This window comes from Polyangiaceae bacterium (assembly GCA_016715885.1).
GTDB lineage: Bacteria > Myxococcota_A > Polyangia > Polyangiales > Polyangiaceae > Polyangium.
The window spans coordinates 318,800-335,484 of record JADJXL010000020.1 but is presented as its reverse complement, the minus strand read 5'-3'; the positions used below and the strand labels follow the sequence as shown (position 1 = coordinate 335,484).

Annotated in this window: 16 protein-coding genes and 1 tRNA gene; 8 read left to right on the top strand and 9 right to left on the bottom strand. The window is 62.1% G+C overall.

Annotated elements, in window-relative coordinates; genetic code table 11:
- Nucleotides 1-74: 74 nt before the first annotated feature.
- Nucleotides 75-1,106, bottom strand: a complete 1,032-nt coding sequence (locus IPM54_26795) for a hypothetical protein (GenBank protein MBK9263399.1) — start codon at nt 1,104-1,106, stop codon at nt 75-77.
- Nucleotides 1,107-1,279: 173 nt separating this feature from the next.
- Here IPM54_26795 and IPM54_26790 point away from each other — a divergent pair, with 173 nt between their 5' ends.
- Both IPM54_26790 and IPM54_26785 read left to right on the top strand, forming a co-directional pair.
- A complete protein-coding gene (locus IPM54_26790; GenBank protein MBK9263398.1) occupies nt 1,280-2,797 on the top strand; it encodes a trehalose-6-phosphate synthase in 1,518 nt (505 codons plus the stop codon).
- A 146-nt stretch (nt 2,798-2,943) separates the two neighbouring features.
- Nucleotides 2,944-3,204, top strand: coding sequence for a GlsB/YeaQ/YmgE family stress response membrane protein (locus IPM54_26785; protein MBK9263397.1), 261 nt, complete (start codon nt 2,944-2,946; stop codon nt 3,202-3,204).
- Nucleotides 3,205-3,247: 43 nt separating this feature from the next.
- Here the strand turns inward: IPM54_26785 and IPM54_26780 are convergent, their stop codons facing one another.
- The 3 genes from IPM54_26780 to IPM54_26770 all read right to left on the bottom strand — a co-directional run bounded on the left by IPM54_26780 (nt 3,248) and on the right by IPM54_26770 (nt 6,528).
- Nucleotides 3,248-4,600, bottom strand: coding sequence for a protein kinase (locus IPM54_26780; protein MBK9263396.1), 1,353 nt, complete (start codon nt 4,598-4,600; stop codon nt 3,248-3,250).
- Nucleotides 4,601-4,777: 177 nt separating this feature from the next.
- The gene (locus IPM54_26775) at nt 4,778-6,253 is read right to left on the bottom strand and encodes a flippase (GenBank protein MBK9263395.1); all 1,476 of its coding nucleotides are present in this window, start codon (nt 6,251-6,253) and stop codon (nt 4,778-4,780) included.
- Between the two features lie 202 nt (nt 6,254-6,455).
- Nucleotides 6,456-6,528: transfer RNA gene (locus IPM54_26770), tRNA-Gly, on the bottom strand.
- Between the two features lie 98 nt (nt 6,529-6,626).
- Here IPM54_26770 and IPM54_26765 point away from each other — a divergent pair.
- Both IPM54_26765 and IPM54_26760 read left to right on the top strand, forming a co-directional pair.
- A complete protein-coding gene (locus IPM54_26765) occupies nt 6,627-7,952 on the top strand; it encodes a hypothetical protein (protein ID MBK9263394.1) in 1,326 nt (441 codons plus the stop codon).
- A gap of 109 nt (nt 7,953-8,061) precedes the next feature.
- A complete protein-coding gene (locus IPM54_26760; protein MBK9263393.1) occupies nt 8,062-8,295 on the top strand; it encodes a hypothetical protein in 234 nt (77 codons plus the stop codon).
- A gap of 8 nt (nt 8,296-8,303) precedes the next feature.
- On the opposite strand, the gene IPM54_26755 is transcribed toward IPM54_26760, so the two are convergent.
- From IPM54_26755 to IPM54_26745, 3 genes are all read right to left on the bottom strand, one after another.
- On the bottom strand, nt 8,304-8,657 hold the full coding sequence (locus IPM54_26755) for a hypothetical protein (protein MBK9263392.1): 354 nt from the start codon (nt 8,655-8,657) through the stop codon (nt 8,304-8,306).
- A gap of 220 nt (nt 8,658-8,877) precedes the next feature.
- A complete protein-coding gene (locus IPM54_26750) occupies nt 8,878-9,861 on the bottom strand; it encodes a diguanylate cyclase (GenBank protein MBK9263391.1) in 984 nt (327 codons plus the stop codon).
- A 54-nt stretch (nt 9,862-9,915) separates the two neighbouring features.
- A complete protein-coding gene (locus IPM54_26745; GenBank protein MBK9263390.1) occupies nt 9,916-11,040 on the bottom strand; it encodes a hypothetical protein in 1,125 nt (374 codons plus the stop codon).
- Nucleotides 11,041-11,151: 111 nt separating this feature from the next.
- Here IPM54_26745 and IPM54_26740 point away from each other — a divergent pair, with 111 nt between their 5' ends.
- Genes IPM54_26740 through IPM54_26730 form a run of 3 tightly spaced genes read left to right on the top strand, consistent with a single transcriptional unit; the run spans nt 11,152 to nt 13,710 of the window.
- Nucleotides 11,152-11,382 (top strand): hypothetical protein, encoded by a 231-nt coding sequence (locus tag IPM54_26740; GenBank protein ID MBK9263389.1) that lies wholly within the window; start codon nt 11,152-11,154, stop codon nt 11,380-11,382.
- Between the two features lie 59 nt (nt 11,383-11,441).
- Nucleotides 11,442-12,947, top strand: coding sequence for a hypothetical protein (locus IPM54_26735; GenBank protein MBK9263388.1), 1,506 nt, complete (start codon nt 11,442-11,444; stop codon nt 12,945-12,947).
- A 13-nt stretch (nt 12,948-12,960) separates the two neighbouring features.
- Complete coding sequence (locus tag IPM54_26730; GenBank protein ID MBK9263387.1) at nt 12,961-13,710, top strand: ATP-binding cassette domain-containing protein; 750 nt, start codon at nt 12,961-12,963, stop codon at nt 13,708-13,710.
- Here IPM54_26730 and IPM54_26725 read toward each other — a convergent pair.
- The gene (locus tag IPM54_26725) at nt 13,691-14,548 is read right to left on the bottom strand and encodes a lysophospholipid acyltransferase family protein (protein ID MBK9263386.1); all 858 of its coding nucleotides are present in this window, start codon (nt 14,546-14,548) and stop codon (nt 13,691-13,693) included. The genes IPM54_26730 and IPM54_26725 overlap by 20 nt on opposite strands.
- Before the next feature lie 114 nt (nt 14,549-14,662).
- Complete coding sequence (locus IPM54_26720) at nt 14,663-15,517, bottom strand: phosphatase PAP2 family protein (protein ID MBK9263385.1); 855 nt, start codon at nt 15,515-15,517, stop codon at nt 14,663-14,665.
- A gap of 142 nt (nt 15,518-15,659) precedes the next feature.
- Here IPM54_26720 and IPM54_26715 point away from each other — a divergent pair, with 142 nt between their 5' ends.
- Entirely contained in the window at nt 15,660-16,676 is a 1,017-nt protein-coding gene (locus IPM54_26715; protein ID MBK9263384.1) for a hypothetical protein, read from the top strand.
- The last annotated feature ends 9 nt before the right edge of the window (nt 16,677-16,685 follow it).

The window sequence follows — 16,685 nt, the reverse complement described above, 5'->3', positions numbered from 1 at the left end:
GAAGCGTGGTCGTTGCGGGTTTGCCCGAACTTCGCGCCTCACGCCTGATCTCGGAATCGGATTGTGACGAGGTTCTAGAACCGACCGACCAGTCCGCCGCCGTTTGGAGTGACGTACGGCATGACGAAGCCGTTCGTGGGCTTGGGCTGTGCCTTCTTGCCGCCGATCAGAAACAACGCGACACCACCACCAGCAAGTACGGCACCGCCGATGAGGCTCGCGATGCCAATCGTTCCACGCGTTGCCGCCGCATTATCGAGTGCGCCAACGTCATCTCGCTCGGCCTGCGTACAGCCTCCAGGCTGCGCCTTGCAGGTATCGAACAAGGTGTTCGCTTCGGACTGCTTCGACGCTTGGAGGCCAAGGAACACGCCCCCGACGATGAGCCCCGCTGCGCCAACACCCATGCCAGCAATCCCCGCGATACGCAGCGGGCTCATGCCCGAAGGAGGCGGAGGCGGCGGAGGAGGCGGAGTTTCGTCCGGTGTTTCATCGGGAACGAGCGTTGCCGGGGTTTCGACCGAAAGCTCGATCTCTTTCTTCTCGCCGTCTCCGAGGCTCACTTCCTGCGATACGGGGCTACGGCCGGTGACATAAGCGGTCACCACGTGTTTGCCCGGGTCGATCGGCCGGTGCACACCGATGAGCGCGGTGGTGACAGGTTGATCGTCGAGCTTCACGGTGACCTTGGAAGGATCGCCTGCCCCCGGCCCCGTGAGCGCGATCCGCAACGAACCGATACGAGGTTCGATCGCTTCGAGGTCTGTCTTGGCTTCCTGCTGAGCTTTCTTGAAAGCTGCGGGTGCGGTGACCGGGAGCTGTTCACGGATGACCTTCAGAAAGCTCTCGCGCGCTGCGACCAGTCGGCCGAGACCAACCTGAGCTCGACCGATCATGAGCAGGTGCGGGGGCGCGTGCACGACTGCTTCGGCACGCGTGATGAGATCGATGGCCTCGGCAAACTTGTTCTCTTGGAGCGCGGTCGCCCCTTGAATGGCCAGAGCTCGAGCGGCGGCTTTTTCTTCATCAGTCTGCGCATTCGATGGAAACGCGACGGACAAAGACAGCGTGAAGGTGACGAGCGAAGCGATGCGATTGAACCGCACTGTGGGGATTCTCCTCCGGATTTCGACCGTAACACACGCGGTCACAGCAACCAATTCCGCTGTGTAAACAGCGCGCGCACCGCTTCAGCAGGACGAATGGCGCCTTGCCGATTTCGTCCAGGGCTTCGGCGGCATGCCCAAGACGGCATCACTTTCGCATGAACGGAGTCGCTATGGCAAAGCAAGCCGGTCGGCTCATCGTCGTGAGCGCTCGGGCGCCGTTCACCGGTGGAGGCGAAAACGTTTCTCGCGCTCCGGGTGGGCTGGTTTCCGCACTACTTCCACTGATGCAACGTGCGCGAGGTACCTGGATCGCTGCGGGAAATGACCAGGACGCCACGAGCACGAGCGACGCAGACTTCCAAGTCATTCCCGTATCGATCCCGAGCGAGGTTCGACGCCCATGGTACGCGGGGGCATCGACGGGAGCCCTTTGGCCGCTCGCGCACGGCTTCGTCGAGCGCTGTCGTTTTCGTCGCAACGAAGCTCGTGCGTATCTGGACGTCAACAAGCGCGTGGCCGAGGTCGTCTTTGCAACGGCACCGCTTCGAGGAACCGTATGGGTTCACGACTATCAACTTGCGCTCGTGCCCGCGCTCGTACGCGCGCGGCGCCCAGACCTCACGATCGGGTTCTTCTGGCACGTTCCATGGCCAGGCCCCGAGGTTTTTCGCACCTTGCCATGGTCCAAGGAGCTCGTTGAAGGTCTGCTCGGCGCGGACCTCGTCGGTCTCCACGTACCTCGTTACGCGACAGCGTTCGCGGGTGCGCTGCAAGAGCTGGCCATACCGTACGAAGGCGACGGTGACGGCTTACTCGTTGCGAACGATGGTCGGCTTTCTCGTGTTGTCGCCTGTCCCATTGGCATCGACGTCGGTGCGTGGTCAGCGCTGGGCCGCGATGCAAACGTTCAGGCAAACGCAAGCGCCCTGCGCGCAAACCTAGGCGGATCACGGCTGCTCTTGGCGGTCGATCGCATCGACTACTCCAAGGGGATCGTCGAACGTCTCGAAGCGTTCGAACGGATGCTCGAACAAAGCAGCGAAGCACGCGAGCACGCGACGCTCGTGCAGATCGCCGTGCCAAGTCGAGAGATGGTTCCGGCGTACCGCGCGCTACGAGAGAGCGTGGAGGCAGCGGTCGGTCGTATCTTGGGCCGGTTTGGCAGTCCAACCCGAAGGCCGGTGCACTTCTTCGCGCGCAGTTACGCGGCGGAAGAGCTCGCAGCGTTTTACTTGGCTGCCGACGTCGCGCTCGTCACGCCCATGAGAGACGGGATGAACCTCGTTGCTTTCGAGTACGTCGCGACGAGGCCGGGCCCGCACGGACGCTTGGTCCTGAGCACGATGACGGGAGCGGCAGACGTCTTGCGTGGCGCGTGGCTCGTCAATCCATATGACGAAGACGCTCTCCAAGCGACGCTCTCTGCAGCGACGTTGTCCGCGGAGACGTCCACCGACTCCGCACGCATGGCAGAGCTAAAGCGCGTCGTGAGCGAAGTATCGCTCGATCGTTGGACCTCCAACTTCATGAGCCAACTCGAACAAGCGAATGGGCTGATGAGCCATAACGTCGTTCGGCGTGAGGTTCGTCCGCGAGCTCGGCGAGCTGTCGGATCTTCGCTGACAGAACCGATAACGACGTGGATGAATGATCTGGAGAGCGTGGAGCCTCGACGTCGGGGCGTGTGATGAGGCGGTACACGCTCCGCCCGGCACGGCCTCTGCAACGCGAGCGTTCGGACGGGACAGAGCTGCGGCGTCTCGGCTTGCAGCACGTCACCTCGTTTGGGCGACGCGTCGCACAGGTGTGCGCGAGCGAAAGGGGGCTGAACATGATGTCGGTTCTGTTGTGGGTACTGTTTGGTCTGGTGGTCGGGGTGATCGCCAAGTTGGTGACCCCTGGACGCGAACCTGGCGGCTTCGCCGTTACGGTTCTTCTCGGCATCGGCGGAGCGCTCGTCGGTGGTTTCTTGAGCCGCCTCATCGGCGTTGCCACGACGAACACGTCACCGGCCGGATTTCTCATGTCCATCCTCGGTGCCGTCGTGCTGCTCGGGATCTACAACCTCGCGATCGGGAAGCGCATGGACACGTGATCCCTGTGAATTGGCCGATCTTTCGACGCCTGGCTCCGCTGTTCTAAGGCTGCGGGTACAATCGTGGCGCCGCGGAGCCGTGCGTCGGTTCGTTGGATGAAGCTTCTTTCTTTCGCGCGAGATCGAGGGCCGTTGCCGCGATGATCACGCCACATACGAACGCAATGAAAAGCGGCACCGCGCGTTTCGACCACGCGTGAGATCGTTGTCGTTTCGGTGGCGGCGTCGTCGCGGCGACGATTTCTTGTGCGCTCGAACTGCTCACCGGTGCATCGCCATGAGGCGCTGCGCCGACGTCGGGTGCTTCTGCACGTCGAACCCCTTCGGGACGCGTCTTCGGCTCCTCCGCACTGGGTCGACGCTGTGCGTGTGCGACGACGGGCGCCGCAGGTACCAGGTGCGGAAAGTTCGTCCGCAGTTCGTTCAAGTGCCGGCCGTCGTGCGATGTGTACACGCTTCGAGCGATCTCTGTTAACGTTGGTGCTCCAACTTCTTCGTCCACTCCCGATGCTACCTCGACCAGCGCACGCTCCATGGCTCCCGCGCTCTCGAAACGATCGTCGGGGTTCCGAGCGAGTGCACGACGAACGAGCGCGTCGAGCGATGATGGGCATTCCGGGCGTATTGCCGTGAGTTGCGGGACCTCGAGCAACAGCGCCGCACGCATCATCTCCATGTCCTCGCTGCGTCGAAGCAGCGGCGTGCCCGTCAACATTTCGAAGAGGACGACTCCCAAACCGTAGAGGTCACTGCGCGCATCGAGCGGCTGGCCGCGAAGGTGTTCGGGCGCGATGTACCCCATTTTCCCTTTCACGAGCGCAGGCTCGGATTCACGCGGAACGTGCAAGCTCGTCGTCTTCGCGACTCCAAAGTCGATGAGTTTTACCTGGCCATCGACGGACACGAGGATGTTCTGTGGGCTCACGTCGCGGTGCACCAGGCCCAGCATGCGCCCATCCTCATCTGCAAGGGCATGCGCATGAGCAAGCGCGCGTGCGGCTGCAATGCCGACATCGATGACGGCTCGTACGGGAAATGCTCGACCAGCGTCGCGCAGCGCTCGAATCATCGTCGCAACATCCGGCCCGCGTACGTGCTCCAGCACGAGATGATCCCGGCCACGATGAGAGACGAAGTCGTAAAACGCTGCGATGTTCGGATGGCATAGCCGCGACGAGATCCACGCTTCCCACGTGAACATCTTCGTGATCGTCGGCAACGCTCGAACGTCGTCACGCAGCCGCTTGATCACGACGTCGTGCTCGATCCCATGCAGCCCCCGACGACGCGCAAGGAACACGTCCGCCATGCCTCCGCCGCCAAGGCGCGTGACCAGGTCGTAACCACCCGTTCCCATCGGAAGCCGCTCGATCCCACCATCCAAGCGCTTGGCCACCGCAGGCGCGGGCGAGACGTTTGGCCAACGTGTCGCCCTAGGCGGCCCCGGACGCCCTCGCCGCTCGACGGTGCGAACCAACCTCGAAGTAAGCTCGCGCCGTCGCCGGCGCACTCTGTACGCTCCCCCCTCCGGCACCCTGAAAGCTTGATGCATGCTCGCTCGCTCGTCAGCTAGTTATGCACGCTTGCTTGCAGTTTCTTCACACGGTTCGTCCCGATGAAACTGCGCCGTCGCTGGTCGAACGAGCCCGCGAACATCGTCTGTCGTGACGACACGCAGAGCGAACAGCAGCGCAGCATAGGTCGATGCGCCCGCGACGATCGCGGCCCACATCCCAAGTGGTTCGCGTACGAAGTGCACCACCAGCGCCATGAGCACCGTGGAGATGATCGCCGAACGAACTCGCTGCACCGGGACCACTCGAACACACGATGGCGTGATCGCTAGAAGCGCAATCAAGACACCCGTCGCAACGACGAGCGCGGTCGTTGCTGCACCAACGGCTCCGTAGGCCGGGACCAGGATCCAATCCATGCCGACGATGACGACGAGTGCCGGCAAGAGCACCGCGCCGAGATGCGCCTCGCGTTTGCCCGCGAGAAGCGGCATCGCCGCAACGTGATATGCGAACATCGTCGGCACGTGCCACGCCAGTATCCGTAAAGCGTGTACGGCCCCAGCGAACTCGCGCCCACCGTACACGAGCTGGATGATGTCCGGTGCGAGCAGACAAACCCCCGCAGCCATGGGAAGGCCGAGCGCTACGGCGACCACGAACGCCGTCGAGTAAAGCTCGTGAAAGCTTTCTCGATCGCGCGCATACAGGCGCATACCCGCTGCAAATGCTGCACCGAAGAGGAGGTCCGATACGAGCTCTAGTTGCTCGACGAGCACGTATCCAGCGCTGAAAATGCCGACCGCCGTTTCATCGCCGAACCATCGCAAGAGCACTCGATCGGATTGACGAACCGCACCAAAGAGCGCACCGGCGAACCCAATGGGCAAACTCCGCTTCGCGATCGACAACAGCTCGAAAAAGTCCGCCGACAAACGCGGCGCATACAGACGCGAGCTCAGGAAGTAGTACGTCAGAACGAGCTCGATCACGTTGCCGACCGCAAAAACGATGGCCGCGCTGAGGATGCCAAGTCCTGCCGCAACGCAGATCGACGCACACGCCAGGACGAACAGGCGAGCAACGAGCTCGACGTACAGGATGTACTTGAACTGCTCGTGCGCCTCGAAGCTCAGCCACATCGTCGTGTAGAGCAACGTGGCGAGTTGCGATGCTGCAGCGATGGGCACGAGCCACCGTGCTTCCGAGCTCGGATGCATCGAGCACGTCGCCGTCGCGATGATCGACAGGATGACGGCGCCCATCAGGCCGCGAATCATGAGCGCCGAACCCAAATGCCGAGGGCCAAGCTCCGGACGGACGGCGATTTCGCGCGCGACGTAGCCACGCACGCCGAGCCCTGCGATGATCGACGCCATCGCGCAAAGCGCGATGGAAGCCTGCAATTCTCCCCAAGCAGCCACGCCCACGCTGCGCGCAAGAAAGCCGACGAAGACGACGCTGAGCACCGCCATCACGCCCTGCTTGGCGAGCATCAACACGGCGTTCCACGCGACGCGCTGGGTCTGAAGCATCCAATTCGTCCCCCCGGCACGACACTCGGATCGCGCAGCCGTCGAAGACGTTTACGCGATTCGCATCGCCCGCATGACCGCTCATCACGGCCATTGGCTTGGATGCATCTCCGTGGCTGACGTCGCCTTGGGCGCGACACACGGCAGCTTTATGGCTGAGTCTGCGTACGCTGGGTCTGCATACGCGCGATTTTGAATTCGGAGCGGGACACGAGGCTCGAACTCGCGACCCTCAGCTTGGGAAGCTGATGCTCTACCAACTGAGCTAGTCCCGCGAACTGCGAGGCCATGATTAGCGGAGTCGTAAGCGTTTGGCAAGCCCCCGGCGACGTTCCCTGCCGCGCACGGCGCAAGCTGGCATATCCTCGTCGTCGTGTCCGCCGCGCGATCGATTTTCTCCCGCGTTTGTCCCTGGATGACTCTTGCCCTCATGAGCGGCTGCGGAGGCGCCCAGGGCAGCGCCGAAACTGCAGCCGGAGCGGAAGGAGGCGAAATCTCCTGCCCTGCGCCGATTGGGACCATCCCGCGTGAAAACTGTGCCGACATCGCCGAAGACTTCGGCGCGCTCAGCGTCGACGGCGCCCTGAGGATTGCTTCGTCGAGCAAGGGATCCGAAGAACGGATCGAAGCGATTCACGCAGCCGGCGATCTCGCCAAAACACTCAAAGATCGGCGCGTCGACCTCTGCGCTCAATACAACGCGTGCAAGATGACGCTTGCCGATCACAACGCCGAGGACGCGCGGCTGGCCGAGCTCATGGCGTCGCTCATCAAGCTCTGGGACGAGCGCAAGTTCCTCGACAACGAAGGCGTCGGTCAGCTCCACACGCAGGTCAAAACGCTCTCCGCGAAACTCGATGGGAAAACCGTCGACGCCCAAGGAACCGTCACCGACGCCAAGCCGACCTCCGTCAAGGTTCTAGGAGACAAACTCGGCAAAATTGAAGGCGCTGGTTTGACGTTCTCCGCGGCTTCTGGCGGCATCACCATCTCCGCGACGACCGACGGTGCGCGTGATGTTCTGCGCGCGGGGCTCGCCGAGCTTCACGCAAGTGGCGGCAGTCGATACCTGGTCCACGTGACCGGCAACTACTCGCCGTCGACTCCACCGCTCATCAAGCCTGGAGACGAGCTGACCGTTCGGTTCAAGTACCGTGCAGCTCAGACAGGCGACGTGTTCTACGTAGCGCTCCGGTCGCTCGAAGACCCCGACGCGATCGATACGACGTCCACTTTTCCGATCGCCAAAGCAGGCGCAGGAGAGCAGCAAGTCACGCTCACGGCGGTGCCTGGATCGAGCGGCTTTTACGTTGGGATCGGCAGTCGCAGTGCCGCGTTCGAATTCGATGACGTCGAGCTCGTGCGTGGTGGATCCGTCATCGCTTCAGCGCTCGCCGAAGCGCCAAACGAACTGCAGGTCGAAACGAAGTGCACCATCGGCGGGGCCAAACCGATATCCGGCAAGGCATCGTTCGTGTGCCCGGCTGCTTCAATCGATGCCATCACCATCGGCCGCCCCCGCGCCCATCTGTTCATGACCGTTCGTGACTCGACAGGCGATCGCGCCATTCTTCGCACCTTGTCGCTCGATGGCGGCCGGTCCCTCGACGCGAAATTCACCGACGACTCGAGCCTCGTCATCGGCCTCGTTGGGCCAGGCTCGGCAACCATCCAGGCGGTCGAAGTCAAGAAGTTGTGACGAGCCGCGTTCCGAAGTAACTCCCTTGAGCCTTACGGCGCCACGCCTTATAAGCAGGCGGAAAGCTCTTTAGCCGATTGTCCCGACAATCGATCGATCCCGGAGATTCATGAGCCAGTACACCGTGAACAGTCGATGCGAATGCCAGGCGATCTTGACGGCGACGCTCGACGAGAAGCGCACGGTCATCGCCGGAGCCGCATCTCGAGGCGGATCACGCGAAGTCGCCCCCGCTCACACCATGGCTGCGACGAACGAGCATTTCGACGTCGGTTGGGCATGCCCCTTCTGCGGTCGCAATACCCTTCGCTCGTTCCACGTCGGCGCCATGCGCGCTGTCTGATCCGCGCTTCACGGAACCGCGCGCGACGCTCGAACGCGGTCGACGAGCCGCATCGTGACTTCCGCCCGCGACATTTCCCCCGCACGTTGACGCAGCCACCGAGCATGCAGAAACGCACGCTCCGCCTCGTCGCATCGCCCCACTTCGCTGAGTAGCGCACCAAGCAGCGTGAACGTTCGCGCGCGCCACTCATCCATCGAACACGCTCGCTGCAACAAGACCACCGCAGCGCGTTGATCACCGCGCCGTCGCTGCCGCTTCGAACGCCGAATGAGCGCCTCGATCGGATCGTCGTCGATGGGGACCAATCGACTGACATCCCGGGCTGTCCCGTGCCTCGAGTGCGCACGCCGTCGGCTCATGGCTGGGCCCAAGCAGGTTGCGTGCCAAGCCCACCGGAGCCGTTTGGGCGGAAATGACTTCTTGGCTCACACAACGAACGAAAAATGTTTAAAATCAATAGTTTGCGATTGATCTTCAAAGTCCCATCGTAGGTTTGGATGGGAAGGAGAAATTGTTCGAGAAGAACTTGAAGGACTGATCAGGATGTCGCGAAAAATGAGTGCCGCTCGCCCCTCGGGATCACTCGACTCTTTCGGGCGGCTCGGCAATCGATGCGAACGGATCGTTCTTGAACGTCGCGCCATCCAGATCGACGTGCAGTGAGCCCGCCCCGGATTGCTTGGCAGCATCGAGCGCTGCTGTTGCACGCCCGAGCACATCGGTAGCGCTGTCCGCCGACGGCGGCGTCCACACCGCAACGCCCACGTTCAGCCTGATGTCGAAACCAGCTTCTTTCGCCGTGGCCGTTGCCTCGCTCGCCGCTCGCTCGAGCACTCGTTGCACCGCCGTACGATCGATGCACGGCAAGAGCAGCGCGAAGTCGTCGTTGTGCCACCGCGCGACGATGTCGTACTGACGCCTCGATGCGCGAAGCCGTTCGCCGAGCAATCGCAAAAGCGAATCCCCCTTGGCTCGCCCGTACGTCGAGTTCACCGCGGCCATGTCGTGCACGTCCACACGCGCGACGGCATACGAGTCCCACACGCGCTGCGCTCGCCGATGCTCGCGTTCGCATTCTTCTTCGAATCGGCGCAGGTTTCCCAGACCCGTGAGCGCATCCAGAAGCGTTGCTTCTTCGAGCCTTTGCGACATCTCGGCAACACGTCGCTCGAGGTCACGCTGGCGCGTCAGATCGCGCACCACATCGATTCGTCCCGCGATCGATCCGTCGTGCACGACGGCTGTCGATATCCAGGCGATCGTCCGTGGTGGAGAACATGCGAGGTCGATGGGACCACTATCGGATTGCTCCGTGCCCGCGCCTCCATTGTTCAAGCTCGCAACGACGGGACCAAGCTCTTTGACTGCGGTGCCTATTCGTTCGAGCAGCGAAGCACGTGATTGTCCAAGCGCCGACGCAGGGTCGATCCCGAAAAGCTCGGAAACCCCGCGCCCGACGTGGCGACAAACGAGTTGTTCGTCGAAGACGAACACGACGTCGTCGATGGCATCGACGAGCGCACGGAGGATGATGTCCGAAGCGAGTTTCGATGGACCCACCATGGCCATCGAGAACTACCACTCCTTGGCATTGTTGAAGCTGGTTATTTCGGGATTTCACGGCGGAACCGCGAGAGCTCGACGCGCAAAAAAACGAAGCATGTCGCTCTCGCGTGTCTTCGGCCACCGGCGATGATTCGCAGTGCCCACGATGGGCGTGCACTTCTTGTCGATCGCGCAATTGGGCTCGTCTCGGCCTGCGCTGTCGAGGCGTACGCCTGTCGTTTCGGCGCCAGTGCCATCGCGAGCTCGGAGCCATCGCTCGACCGAAGCGCAAGGCGTGATCCGATCGCATGCGCGGTAGAGGACGAACGCTGGTGGAGGCGGGCCAGCGCAGGACCATGCGGCCCGAGGAGCATCACTGCCAAAGGTAGCGAATGCAGCGACGCGATCGGCACGCATCATCGCGTACGTCGCAGCCATCAAACCTCCATTGCCTGCGCCCACGGTGTAGATGCGCCTTCGATCCACGATGCCGCGTGCCGTCAGCACCGAGACGAAGTGATCGGTCGTGGTCACATCGACGTTGTCTTCGGCGACGTACTCGACGTCGAACATCGCGCCATCGCGATTGCCCCGGATCGCACGACCTTGAGGTGCAAGCACGACGAAGCCCGTATGCGCGGCGTCTCCCGTGATGTCGAAGCGACTTGCGTGTTTACGCAGCGACGTTTCCTTGTCGACACTCGAAGGGCTCTTGCCAGCGTCGTGAAAGAAGATGAGCAGCGGCAAGGGAGCACGCGTTTCGATGCCTCGCGGCACGACCACACACGCGTATCTCGGTGCGCCCCATTCGTCTTTCCACTCGAGCACTTCGGCACCAGGACAAACCGGGCGCCCAAACGTGCGCTTGATGTCGCGATCCGCCTGCCCCTCCGGCGTTACGCAACTGCTCTCGTTGGGCGGGCGCGTAATCGGCGTCGTCACGACGGGTGCCGCCGCATCGACCGATCCCGCATCTTTCTCCTTGCGTGATGTCGCCTTGCGCCCTGCGTCATTCGCTGCGTCCACGGCGGCTGCGTCGCGATCGAATGCGCCGAGCAAGTCGCCACCGTCGACGCTGCTGCTCGGCAGCGCGTTGCATCCACCATTGCATCCTCCACCAAGGGACACGAATGCGAGCGGAAGCGCCGCGGCAGCGACCGCCAACCCGGCGTGCATCACGATGCGGCGCTTTTGCACGGGGCGCAGTCTAGTCAGATGCTCAGGTAGCAGTCCATCGGGAGCATTCGGACCTTTTGTCGCTCGGCCCCTTGCACGCCGCAAACTCGGGCATACGTTGCGCGAACCTCAATGGACCTGTTCGACGGCATCCTCGCTACGGCGCTACTCGCAATCGTCGCATTCCAATCCTGGCTCACTTACCGCGTATTCCGAAGCAACGTCTTCGAGCGAAAACAGAAAGTTCTACAAGCTCAGCTCATCTGGCTCGTTCCAATCATCGGCGCAGGCCTGGTTTTCACCGTTCTCCAAGAAGAAGAACGTGCCCAGGGCGGTAAAACACCACCGTCCGCCATTTCCTAATCCCCCCTGCCCTCCCGAGCTATTGAGCACTGGGGTCATTCAGCGTTAAGGTGGCGCCGATGTCGATCACTCCCGGCACCCTGCGCGCCGAGCTCGAGGCGCGTCGAGCTTCGTCCCGGTCTTTCTCGTTGGCCGAAGCGCTTTCCATCATTGTACCGCTTTGCTCCGAAATTCAGCAGATCCATGGCGACGGGAAACTGCTGTTCGTCCACCCGTCCGCCATCCTCTTCACCGGCTCTGCCGCAAGCCTGCTCGAAGACAAAGCCGAGGTTCTTCCAACCCTACCCGCCGACATCGCCTGCGTCGCTCCCGAAGCACGTTCGGGCAGCCCGGGTGATGCGCGCGCAAGCGTCTTCAGCGTCGGCGCGATCCTCTATGAAATGCTCACCGGCGGCAGCGTTGGTCCTGGCATGCGCCGTCCGTCCGAAGCGGTAGCGGGTTTGCCCCCGCACTTCGAAATGGTCCTCGGCAAAGCCCTCGTCGCCATGGCCGACAGTCGCCCCGCTGACCTCGGCGCGCTCGCGCAAGCCCTGCAAGACATGACTCCCGCTGCGCGACCCAAACTGGAAAGCATCGCCGTCGAGCTCGACTTTGGCAGCCTGCCTCCCCCGCCGGTCGCCGGAGCCAATGTCGTCGCTACCGCCGTGCCGCCGGCTCCTCGAGCGCCCCAACTGAGCAGCCCGTTTCCGATCGCGGTCGTCAAAGCGCCGCAGGTTCGTTCGGACAACCCCACCCAGCGCCTCGCTGATCTGAAAGCGCGACTCGAGTCGGATCCGAGCCCTCGGTACGTCGTCATCAAGGACGGCATGGACCACGGCCCGTTCAACGCCGTCGAGATGCTTCAGCAGATCGCGACCAACACGTTTGTCGGGGAAAACATCCTGCGCGACACGGCAGTCAACGATGAAAAGTTCATCAAGGACTGGGAGCAGTTCGCGCCGTTCGCCGAACAAGCCAAGCTCAATCGCGACATCAAGCAGGAGAAGAAAGCGCTCGAAGAAGTCGTCGTCAAAGAGCGACAAGGCACGCAATACAAAGCGCTCATTGGAGCTGCGGTCGTCGGCGTCCTCGTTGCAGGGTTTGCCGGGTGGCTCGTGAGCAAACGCGGATCTCGCAAGGAAAACACCGTCGTACAAGGCGACAAGGTCGTCACTGTCGACGTCGACGGTGGTTTGTCCGGGAGCAACAAGTCGGGCGGACCCAATGCGGGCGGCGGCTCGTTCAACAGCGGCGGCAGGCCCGTCCTCGCAGGCGGCATGAGCTGCGAAGGCGCGCAAGCGAAGTACGTCGAGGACTACAGCAAGGATGCTCCGCCCGACTTGACCGCAGGCGCGTACGGCAACGTGCTCAATCGCGGCACCTACCTGAACGCGTGCGGTGTGCCTCCATCGACCGAAGTCAACATCTGCGCCGCGGTCCAAAACGGCCGCGCCGTCGGCGTCACGGTCACGACCAGACCTTCCAATCCCGGCGTCAACTCATGCGTGGCCGGCGCCGTTCGAGGTTTGTCTTTCCCTGCTCACCCGCGCCTCGACGTATCGCGTACGACGTTTGCACCGCAGTGAAGCGAGGCCCTCCATGGGCGAACCGCTCATCCAAATCAACGGCGTCAGCAAAAAGTTCGGACACCGCACCGTGCTTCGAGGCGTCAACCTCGACATCCCACGCGGCTGTCTCTACGGGCTCATCGGTCCCGGCGCGTCTGGAAAAAGCGTCCTCTTGAAGCTCATCACGGGCCTCCTTCAACCGGACGAGGGCAAACTCCTGGTCGATGGCCGCAACGTGCACGCCATGAACGACCTCGAGCTACAAGAGTTTCGACTTCGTTTCGGCATGCTCTTTCAGAACAACGCCCTCTTCGACTACCTCACCGTCGGCGAAAACATCGCCTTCCCGCTTCGGCGTCTGTTCGACCTTTCCGAGGAAGAGATCGCCGAGCGCGTTGCCGAACGGCTCGAAGTGGTATCGCTGCCGGGCTTTGAAGAGCGCATGCCTGCGGGTTTGTCCGGGGGGCAAAAGAAACGCGTCGGCGTTGCGCGAGCGACCATCACGCGCGCCGAGATCGTTCTGTACGACGAACCCGCCGCAGGCCTCGATCCCGTCACGTCACAACGCATCTTCGAGCTCTTGCGCGACGAGCAACGAGCTGCAGGGGCCACGGTGATCATGGTGTCGAGCGATCTCGACAGGTTGCTCACGGTGACCGATCGCATCGGCATGCTTCATCGAGGGCGACTCGTGTTCGACGGCACGACTGCGGAAGCAAAGGCGAGCGACGATCCCGTCGTGCGCCAATTCGTCCATGGGCTCACCGAGGGCCCGCTTTGACGGCGGAAGGATCTTCGCGCGCAAAATCGAACCACTGCGTCGGGTGCTGTCGAAGAAACGATCCCAGCGCGTCCATCAAGCGTTGCGCAGCCTGATCGAGCTCCGCAGGCGTCGGCTTTCGTGGCAGACGCACCGGTGGATGCACGATGGCTTCGTACTGCATGAAGCCGAGCCTTCGGATGAACACGGGCAAGAGCGGCGCGCCGCTCGCTGCAGCGAGGCGCAGCGGACCTTCTGGCGCGCGCCATGGTTTGTCGAGGAGCATCACTTCGCGCGCACGCATGCTGCTCGGTGACCTGTCGATCTGCATCGCCACGACGGCGTTGTTCTTCAAGTAACCGAGCAGCGGCAGAGCATCGAACGGCGAGTCTCCGATGTGGATGATCTTCACGCCAGCCTTCGCTCGCATCTCGTCTTGCAGCGCCCGAGCGCTCTCGTCGCGTTCGCGCTGCATCACCGTGTACACCTGCTGATTCCGATTGCGCTTGAACATCGCGCCAGCCACGTCCCAGCCACCCGTATGCGCTGTGGCAAAGATCACCCCGCGTCCGGCCGCAATGCATTCGTAGTAATGCTCGGCATTGTGCACGCAGGGGTGCAGGGCGAAACCACGGTCGGCGCCGATGAGCATCGCTTCGGTCAAACAGTGGGCGTAGTTCGCGAAAACCGTGGCCACTTCGACCGCTTCTTGGGCGGGAGAACGCGGACCGCGTACGAATTCGAGGCTTGATTGCACGCGGCGCCGAGCTTCGGGAAGAGCCATCCCAATCGCAATTCCGAAGACGGGCGGGCTGTATTTGACGAATGTTTCGGGTCCGTGCTTGATCCCGGCGGCCATGAATTTGCGCCAAAAGATGGAATCGAAGCGCAAGACTTCCTTGATGCTGTGCAATGCGTTTGGCATGGACGCTCGAATCATGCTTGGTGGTTCGTTGTCTACGATGAAATGGCGTCAGGGCAAGATTCCCTGAAACGAGATGATCGTTCCTCCTGTCGCCATGGATCCGGCGCTCATGCCGGTGACTTGGACCGCGGAATTTTGCGGGCGATGGAGCCACGGAACGAGAAACCCGGCGACCGAGCCCATGACGGCGCCCGTCAATACGTCGCTCAAGTAATGTTTGTCCGCGGCAATGCGCAAATATCCCGTGGCTGCTGCAATCGTGAGCCCCGTGCCCCATATCCAAGGCGCTGCACGATAACCTTTTAATGATGCAATCGTTCCGGCGGATACGGCCGAAACGAACCCGAGCATCGTGTGGCCCGAATAAAAAGAAAGATTGTTGTCGCCCGGGGAGCTCGTACGCCCTTTTGCATTCGGATCGAGGTCATGGACGAAGGGTCTTTCACGAGCGACGACGAATTTGACGAGCTGATTGAGGTTGGCCGCAATGACGATGGACTCCATGATGATGGTCGCATCTTCGCCCCATTCACGAAAGCTGCCGCCGGAGGCATACACGACGGCGGCGTCGAGTCCGAGGGCTGCCATGGGTGCGAGGGCAAACCCGGTGACGTAGCTGGCGATGTCGGCATTACGCGTGTTGTCCCAGCGAAGGGCGTTTTTGACGGCAAGGTCTCCGGCAGGTGGATTGCACCAGCGGCACGTGGACGGTGCGATTTTGCCCTTGAGGATTTCGGTGGTGAGCCAAATGGCGGCGCCCGCGCCGGTGATGGTCAAGTCGACCGGGAAATTGACTTGCAAACGAGGCCGCGAATCGACGGGAGGATCGGCGGCAAGGGCGGTCGTGGGCAGAAGGAGCGAGCCTGCGAGAGCGATCGAGAGGGCGCAAGAGCGAAGCGACATGGGGGAACGGTACATGGATGCGGCATAGCGATTCAGCTGAATTTGATGTGCAGTCAGTTTTTTTGGTCCTCCGACGCAACTCGCGCCCACCCCGAACGATGGATGTGATGTAGGGGCAATGCGCCTGCGTTTGTGAGGAACCATGGCAAAACGTAAGCAATTTCGCACACAGAAGCGCCGGGCCGCGGTGGACTTGATGCTGCGTCACTTGTCGCGAAGGCATCCGGAGGCGCTGGCACAGGCGTGGGCGACCACAAGGTACCCGATCCGGCATGTCGAATGGGTCGAAACGCAGGTGGCGGAGCGAGAGCGGCGACTCGATCGGGCACTCTTGGTGAGGTCGGAAGACGAATCGCGCTTGTTGCATATCGAGTGGGTTTTGCGATTCGACGTAAAAATTGGATTTCGCGTATACGAATATCATCAGCTTGCGGCGGTCGCGGCGCAGGTGGATGCGGAGGCAAAGCGGGCGTTGGGTATGGCAGGAGCCGCGCCGATACGCATCGAGAGCGTCGTCGTCATACTGACGGGTCGGAAAGAACCATTGCCGAGGCAGGGCGAATATCGGACTTCACCGGATGGGACGCCATTTTGTGGAGTGACGTATCGGATTGAAGCCATCTATCAGCGCACGGTGGCCGAAATCGAAGCTATGGGGAGTGTTTTCTGGCTGGTGTTCGTCCCGCTCGCCGTGGACGTCGACAAAGAAAAACTCGAACGCACGGTCCGGCTGATGCAAGCGCGGACGAACCGTCAGGAGTTTGCCCACTTGATGATGACGATGGTTGCGATGGCGAACATCAAGAACGGTGCACACATGCTCGAAGATGTGGTAAAGTCGGTCATGCCCAAAGAACTCACGGTAGACGAGTGGTTCTACGAAGTTGGTTTGGCTCGCGGCATGGGACTCGGGCGTGACGAGGGGCGTGAAGAAGGTCGCAAGGAAGGGCGCAAGGAAGGCCGCAAGGAAGCACTCGCGCTCCTGGTGAGCTTGCTCGAGAGGCGTCTGGGGCGAGCATTGACCGAGCGCGAGCAGGTTCGAGTCGCGGCTCGGTTGCAGAAAGATGGCGCCAAACAAGTCGGCGATGTCGTGCTCGACCTGTCGCGTGAAGAGCTTGCCGCATGGCTCAAGCCTCGAACAAAGCAACGCGCGGCGTGACATGCGGCG

Excerpts from the sequence above, each read along its gene's own strand:
- IPM54_26775 (MBK9263395.1), bottom strand. The coding sequence starts at position 6,253 with ATGCTTCAGACCCAGCGCGTCGCGTGGAACGCCGTGTTGATGCTCGCC.
- IPM54_26725 (MBK9263386.1), bottom strand. The coding sequence starts at position 14,548 with ATGGCCGCCGGGATCAAGCACGGACCCGAAACATTCGTCAAATACAGC.
- IPM54_26740 (MBK9263389.1), top strand. The coding sequence starts at position 11,152 with ATGGACCTGTTCGACGGCATCCTCGCTACGGCGCTACTCGCAATCGTC.
- IPM54_26785 (MBK9263397.1), top strand. The coding sequence starts at position 2,944 with ATGTCGGTTCTGTTGTGGGTACTGTTTGGTCTGGTGGTCGGGGTGATC.
- IPM54_26790 (MBK9263398.1), top strand. The coding sequence starts at position 1,280 with ATGGCAAAGCAAGCCGGTCGGCTCATCGTCGTGAGCGCTCGGGCGCCG.
- IPM54_26715 (MBK9263384.1), top strand. The coding sequence starts at position 15,660 with ATGGCAAAACGTAAGCAATTTCGCACACAGAAGCGCCGGGCCGCGGTG.
- IPM54_26735 (MBK9263388.1), top strand. The coding sequence starts at position 11,442 with ATGTCGATCACTCCCGGCACCCTGCGCGCCGAGCTCGAGGCGCGTCGA.
- IPM54_26720 (MBK9263385.1), bottom strand. The coding sequence starts at position 15,517 with ATGTCGCTTCGCTCTTGCGCCCTCTCGATCGCTCTCGCAGGCTCGCTC.
- IPM54_26755 (MBK9263392.1), bottom strand. The coding sequence starts at position 8,657 with ATGAGCCGACGGCGTGCGCACTCGAGGCACGGGACAGCCCGGGATGTC.
- IPM54_26750 (MBK9263391.1), bottom strand. The coding sequence starts at position 9,861 with ATGGTGGGTCCATCGAAACTCGCTTCGGACATCATCCTCCGTGCGCTC.
- IPM54_26760 (MBK9263393.1), top strand. The coding sequence starts at position 8,062 with ATGAGCCAGTACACCGTGAACAGTCGATGCGAATGCCAGGCGATCTTG.
- IPM54_26730 (MBK9263387.1), top strand. The coding sequence starts at position 12,961 with ATGGGCGAACCGCTCATCCAAATCAACGGCGTCAGCAAAAAGTTCGGA.